General features: G+C 65.2%; 7 protein-coding genes and 1 pseudogene. 4 read left to right on the top strand and 4 right to left on the bottom strand.

Annotated features, from left to right (window positions below):
* A partial coding sequence (locus ACWEO7_RS37655; RefSeq protein WP_452430415.1) for a hypothetical protein occupies positions 1-434 on the bottom strand: 434 nt, incomplete at its 3' end.
* Positions 435-1,000: 566 nt separating this feature from the next.
* Between ACWEO7_RS37655 and ACWEO7_RS37650 the strand changes: the two genes are divergently transcribed.
* Positions 1,001-1,393 (top strand): glycine zipper domain-containing protein, encoded by a 393-nt coding sequence (locus ACWEO7_RS37650; RefSeq protein WP_452430413.1) that lies wholly within the window; start codon positions 1,001-1,003, stop codon positions 1,391-1,393.
* A gap of 46 nt (positions 1,394-1,439) precedes the next feature.
* Here the strand turns inward: ACWEO7_RS37650 and ACWEO7_RS37645 are convergent, their stop codons facing one another.
* Complete coding sequence (locus ACWEO7_RS37645) at positions 1,440-1,568, bottom strand: hypothetical protein (RefSeq protein ID WP_452430412.1); 129 nt, start codon at positions 1,566-1,568, stop codon at positions 1,440-1,442.
* 496 nt (positions 1,569-2,064) lie between these two features.
* Here ACWEO7_RS37645 and ACWEO7_RS37640 point away from each other — a divergent pair, with 496 nt between their 5' ends.
* The gene (locus tag ACWEO7_RS37640; protein ID WP_452430410.1) at positions 2,065-3,735 is read left to right on the top strand and encodes a hypothetical protein; all 1,671 of its coding nucleotides are present in this window, start codon (positions 2,065-2,067) and stop codon (positions 3,733-3,735) included.
* A 291-nt stretch (positions 3,736-4,026) separates the two neighbouring features.
* On the opposite strand, the gene ACWEO7_RS37635 is transcribed toward ACWEO7_RS37640, so the two are convergent.
* Positions 4,027-4,494 carry a hypothetical protein gene (locus ACWEO7_RS37635; RefSeq protein ID WP_452430408.1) on the bottom strand — a complete coding sequence of 156 codons (468 nt, stop codon included), beginning with the start codon at positions 4,492-4,494 and terminating at the stop codon, positions 4,027-4,029.
* A gap of 304 nt (positions 4,495-4,798) precedes the next feature.
* Between ACWEO7_RS37635 and ACWEO7_RS37630 the strand changes: the two genes are divergently transcribed.
* A complete protein-coding gene (locus ACWEO7_RS37630; protein WP_452430406.1) occupies positions 4,799-4,996 on the top strand; it encodes a hypothetical protein in 198 nt (65 codons plus the stop codon).
* Between the two features lie 31 nt (positions 4,997-5,027).
* Positions 5,028-5,300, top strand: a pseudogene (locus tag ACWEO7_RS37625) (IS1380 family transposase); the annotation flags it as partial.
* Between the two features lie 68 nt (positions 5,301-5,368).
* Here ACWEO7_RS37625 and ACWEO7_RS37620 read toward each other — a convergent pair.
* Positions 5,369-5,506, bottom strand: coding sequence for a hypothetical protein (locus tag ACWEO7_RS37620; protein WP_452430417.1), 138 nt, complete (start codon positions 5,504-5,506; stop codon positions 5,369-5,371).
* Positions 5,507-5,965 lie beyond the last annotated feature (459 nt).

The following is a 5,965-nucleotide window of genomic DNA, read 5'->3' as shown; positions in this document are numbered from 1 at the left end:
CGGTAGAACTGGCGGTGGCGCGGCGGGGTGTTCTGGCGGAACAGGTAGGCGATCCCGTTGTGCACCGGACCGGCTGTGGTGGCAGGGAACTGTCCGGCGTCGAGCATGTCGCGCACGCGCATCAAGACGGTGTGGATCGACTTCGGGGAGGACAACACCCGCTCGACGGCGGCGCGGTGCTCGGCGGCGGCGGTGGGTAGTTTCGCCGGCGGATTCTGGGCCGCGTCTGGGTCGGTGTCGGCGTGGAATGCCTGCCACACGTCGAGGATTGTCGGCTTGAGCTTCTGGTGCGTTGCGGTGTCGGGTCCGTGGTGGCGCCAGCGGTGAGCGAGGGTGCGCAGCAGCAGTTCGGTGGCGTCGGGATCCTCCAGCAGTCGCGCGATCTGCCGCTCGAGCGAGATCCGTTCCGGCCGCTGCACTTCCTTCTCGAGCACGACTTCGCGAATGCGGATGCCTTGCTCGCTGCCGCGTCGGCGGCAGTCATCCGAGCACCATCGGCGGCGGCCGCGGCGGGGTGCACGATCAGCGACGCACACTGCAGCTCCTGCGGACCGACCCCGACCGCGACTGGACCTTCTTCGTGTTCTTCGCACTGCTGATCATCTTCTGACCACACCCGTGCCGCCGCCCGTTGGCTTTCGCCGACGTGCAGGCACGCGGCGGCGATAGCCTTCCTGGGTGAGTGAACACGAACAGCATCAGGGCCGGGACCGGCCTGTCACGGTTGAGCAGATCGGAGCCGCGCCGAGGAACTCGCCGCCCGTCTCGCCCATACCTGAGTGATACGCGCCCATCCACAGATATGGGGCGTGTATGGACGTGTAGATACGCCTGCCCGAGGTTCGAGTTCTCTGCCGTGGGGGGGTCATCGTTGTTGCAGTCGAGGTCGAGTGGCCCGATCATTTACCCAGACGTGGCCATGAATCTTGGGGATGCAGAAGCGGTCACCGAGAAAAGCTCATTGCGTTCGGTAGTGCGAAACGGTTGAAAGGGGCGAGTGATGAAAGCTCCTTTAGGAAATACATGGGGTTTCTACGGAAGCGCTGCCGGAGGGTTGGTCGGCGCGGCGGCAGGACCTTTGGGCATGGCCGTGGGGTCGGGCCTCGGGCAGTTTCTCGGTGCAGCAGTCGGCGACCACGAGGACAAGAGCAGAGCGCTCACCGAAGCGGCGATCACAGGAGTGGTAGCCGGCACCTGGGGATGGATCGGAAAGACGATGATGCGAGCCATGGTCCCAAATGCTGATCCATTATGGCAAAAAATCGAAGCGCTGGTATTCGGAGAGGTCGGTATCGGGATGGTGAACCGCAAATATCGCGAGCGGCCGTCGATGATCCAGGGTCTTCCGACGGTCGGGATCGGACGGGGTGACGACAGCGTCGGCGCCAGTTGAGTCATGAGATCCGGCCCGGTTGTCGGTGGGGCATACACCTTCGCTTCTACGAGGCCGCGATGTACCCGACCGCGCCGAGGTGGTCGAGGATGTCGGTGGCTGCCAAGGGACGTTGCGCGGTGCGGGTGATCTCGGCGACGTGGTAGGCGGAGCAGGCGGTGACCGGGCTGGACACGGTGGCGCAGACTGCCGCGCATGCCCGAGGACGTCCAGGCCGCCCGCCGCGCCTACCGTCGCCGGCTGCATGAGCAGATCAACGAACGTATCCCCGTCGTGACCGACTACCTCCCCGCACCGGCACCCGCGCCGCCGGAACTGGCCTCGGCCCCTCCGCCCCGGCCGCGGCTGCGTGCCTATACCCCCACGGAAGGCCCTGTGGCCACGGCTCGAAAGTGGCAGCTTGCAAGCGCTTTTGCCATGTGTGCGGTCGAAAGGATGGTTCATGGGTAAGAGGGGCGACAAGAAGCGCGCCAAGCAGCTCGCGCAGATATCGACAATTTGGAATGACCGGTAGGCAACCGTAGGGAATTCCCCCATGCCGCGCCGGTTGGGAACTTTGGGAGTATCAGCTGATGGCCGACTTGCCAACGTCTCAATGATGGAATGTCCGGTATCTTCGGCTATGTACTTCTGGGTGCCGTCGGTGAGCGTCGGTCGGGGAGGCCAGCTGGATGGGTGAGATGCCCGAATTGGTGATGCCGGATCAGAGTGCGCCCACGTATCCGGCCGAGTTCAGGTTTTCCCAGACTATCGAGAGCTACTATCGTAATATTCCGCATACGCTGCGCACGAATTGGGATATTTTCGGTTCGGAATCCGTCGCCGAGGTGCCACAGAAGACGGCTGTGCGTGGGGTGGAAGAAGCTGCGCGAGCACGCATCACAACCTATGAGGAATTGGTTACGCAACTCGGGAGCAGGTTCTACGATCTCCAGGAAGCAGATAGGCGGCTGGCCGATCAGGTTCGCCGATCCTTGGTCGCCGCGCGCAAAGGCCGAGCCGAAATCGAAGCCGTCATTCACCGGATCAATGGTGATGCGGGGACCGTTCCGATCGGCATGAGCAAGGGTGAGCACATCCTGCGCTCCCTTTCCACCGGGCTCGACCGTGTCGACCAGATCGTTGAAGACACGACGAAACTCCAGCACAACCAGGCCGGTGTGATCGGTGACCTGAGTCAGCACCTGACCGAGCTGGCGCAGCGCCCAGAGCCGACCATGCAGGAGCAGCCTTGGACAGATCGTGCGCCGAGAGTGGTCAATGACCCAGGGGCACCCGGCGGTGTCGATGACTCAGATCCTCATGATCACCAGGCCCCCACAGCAGCACACCTGTTCGTACCACCGCAGACTGCCGGACCCGCTGTGAGTACCCCGACGCAATCGCCTCCACCGGGGGTGGATTCGCAGACTGGCGGACCCGTGAGTACCCCGACGCAATCGCCTCCAGCGAGGGCGGATTCGCAGGATTCGGACCTGACATCACCAAACTTGCCGCCGAATCCGGTGGCCGATACAGCACGGCAGCGGGGCCGCAGTCCGTGGACGGCAGCCAACACTGTTGCCTCCGGTCGGGATGCGGGAATCCGCAGCGATGCTCATGCGGCATCGCCTGCATCCGCCGCAAAGACCGACGGCTTCACTCCCTGGAATCGCCGCAGCGATGCTATGCCGTGGGCTCGACAACGCAACGTTCCACCCGCTGGGAAACGGGCCGCAGTCGGGGCAGCTGACCGGGCGCGCAAGCCGTCGCCGGAAGAGTTTGTGGTGTATGTGTTTCCCGACGGCCGGAGGCAGGAAGTCTCAGCGGGGGTCGCGCGGGTACTGGATGCAGCGTTCGGGAACCGGTCGGGCACAGATGCCCGGTCCGCGTATGCCGGTTCGAGAACGACTGTGTCGGCGGATGATTCGTCCGGCATCCGGTGCGAGCCACACTCGGCCGTGACGGGCGATATCGCAGTATGGGCTCAGCGTAGCGCTGTGCTCGTCGTTTTCGGGGACGGGAACGATTCCACGTACGAAGTGATCGTCGATGGCCGCCTGCGGCCATTTTCCACCCGCATGAGCGACAGGCACGGCGGATTCGGCCCGTTCACCGGATTCCACCGCCTGCAACGTGCCGGACTCGAGGTCGATCAAAGGGTTGCGGGAAGCGAACCTCGGTATAAGGGTGGGGCCCGCGGTGGCGAGAAGGCAGACGGCGCGATGGCGGTGCAGGCGCAGCGGTCCGGCGTACCCGGCAATGCCAGAGTCGCCGACAAGGCGAGCGAGGAAGGCCCGGCCGGCGACGGCGGCGAGATGGTAGTCACTGACAGTAGCGCGCCGGCATCGTCGATATCGTGACGGCCGTATCCCATCGCCGGGCACTGGCCGGAACTGCTGTGGCGCTACCCCACCAACGACGAGAACATCCATGTCGACACACCGCCGCAACGCTATTCCCGCGGCGACCGCTGCCCAAGGCCGACAGAAGATATCTCACCAGCACTCTCCTCATCGACGCCATCTGACACCATGAAAAACCCGCGCAGCGTACGCGGAAGACTGTGGTAAGGGCCTTCGATGGTCGGAGAAAACCCGAACTCGTCCCGATAGGTGCTCGCACTCTGATCCGGCATCACCAGTTCAGGCATCTCACCCATCCGGCCGATCCCCCCGCCCGATGCTCACCGTCGGAAGGACGCCGTGAGAAACACTATCGACCCGATCGGGACCCCACCCGAACGGGCCGATCCCCCCCGTCGCGACCGTGAACCCGGCGTTGGCGACACCCCCCTTGGACAGCGCCTTCACCAACGGGGCAGCCGCCTTCGCCGCCGCCGCCCCCTTCGCGCCGACCAGTCCACCGACCAGTCCACCGAGAGCACCTTCGACTGCGTAGCGCACGATACCGGCGGTGTCATCGCCTTCGAGCCAGCCTTTGGCCACACCCCCGACCGCACCCCCGATCGCACCTCCACCAGGGCCCACCGCCCCCCCGACAAGAGGCGCGACGATGGACACACCTGCGGCTAGATCCGCGAAGCGGCCGTGATGAGCAAAGTTGCGATTCAGCACGGTGGCTCCACCCACAGGAAACATCGAATTGAGTTCAGCGGCCAACCCCGACAGTTTCGGAGCGTGCCGTTACATAACGGTACATTATCTCCGTCGCGGACGGCAGCGACAGCTGGTGCGGCAGCATTCATCAGTGGATGCCGAGGGCGTCCCGGCCCGAACCGGTTTCTCGACCACCCTTGAACCAGGTACTCCGTAGATCGAGGGTGGTCGAGAAATCGGGGAGCTTGCGGACGACGGTTCGGGCCGGGACGCAAACACCGCAGCTCACGAAGCTGCGAGGAGGCAACCTGCCGTGGTTCAGCGGTCGAAACCGTGATGCCCGGTGTTGGTCCTACAGGCTGGGCCCGTGGTCGTGACCGCGACCACGTCCGAGATCCGGTGGCTGGTACGGCATGCTGGCGCCGCGGCCGGGCTCGGGCGACTGGATCGTGCGGCGCGTGGTCCGGGGTTTGCTCTGGGTGCGGATCCGGATCTCGCGTTCGCGCTGGGCGGGGGTGAGTTGTTCGCGGCGAGCGTGTTCGGCTTCGACACGGCCCGTGACTAACGATCCGGTCCGGTTCAGAAGGGCACTTCGGGTGCAAGTTTTGCCTAGGTTCGCCGCGGGGTCAGCGGTGTTCGATGATCAGAGTCTGGTGTCACTGGCCGGGCTGGTGCCGGTGATGCGGTTGGCCGAGCAGGCCGGATTGGGGGAACTGCTGAGTCGGAAGGTAACGATCACCGGGCCGCGGATCCGTTCCGGAGCGGCGAATGCCGGGCCGAAGCTGACGACGCTGATTGCCGGGATGTGCGCTGGCGCGGACAGTATCGATGATGTCGGTGTGCTGCGCAGCGGCGGCATGCCGGTTCTGACACTCCCTTCTGGCGGGTGTGGTTGGTGCTTGGCCGGCTGTCAAGCAATGCCGGGGGACCCGGGGTGTCAGGCCTGTCCGGCGGAGCATATCGCGGTGGTGGTCAGGCCGAAGGGATGGTCGCCGGCGGGGTTGAACAGTACGTCGGTGTCGTCGGGGACGATCTCGGGTAGCCGGGTGCCGAGGATGGGTATCCAGCGTGGCACGGGTGCGGCGGGAAGAGTGGGCGCTCACCGTGATAACTGCCGCGTAGCGGGTAACCGTGACCTGTCGGGATCGGTCACCGAGGATGGCGGTCGTCACCGACGACTGTCCGAATGCCGGAATTGCGGCCCTCAGCCGATCGGAGCATCAGCCAGACAGCCATGGTGACCACCGCTGCCGCACGCAACTCGTTCGCCGAGTCCGATCCCACCACCAACCGTGGGTCCCCGGCACGCCCGGTCGATGATTCTGCGCACGCCTGGGCACCGCCGGCGTCCGGACTCGATGCGCAACTGGCGCCGTTCGGACACCGGCGGTGGTGCTCGGTGTCGTGTTACTCGCCGCCGGGGTGGTCGCACTGGTTGCGCTGCGTGCGTGGTGGCGTGACTACGGCGGGCCGCTGGTGATCGTCGCCTACCTGCAATATCTGGGCGTGGCCGCGACCATCGCGTGGTGGGGAC

This window comes from Nocardia sp. NPDC004260, from assembly GCF_053603155.1.
This window is presented reverse-complemented; position numbering and strand designations above follow the sequence as displayed.

What these genes read in the sequence shown, in the direction of transcription:
- ACWEO7_RS37650 (WP_452430413.1), top strand. Translation starts at nt 1,001, where the DNA reads ATGAAAGCTCCTTTAGGAAATACATGGGGTTTCTACGGAAGCGCTGCC.
- ACWEO7_RS37640 (WP_452430410.1), top strand. Translation starts at nt 2,065, where the DNA reads ATGGGTGAGATGCCCGAATTGGTGATGCCGGATCAGAGTGCGCCCACG.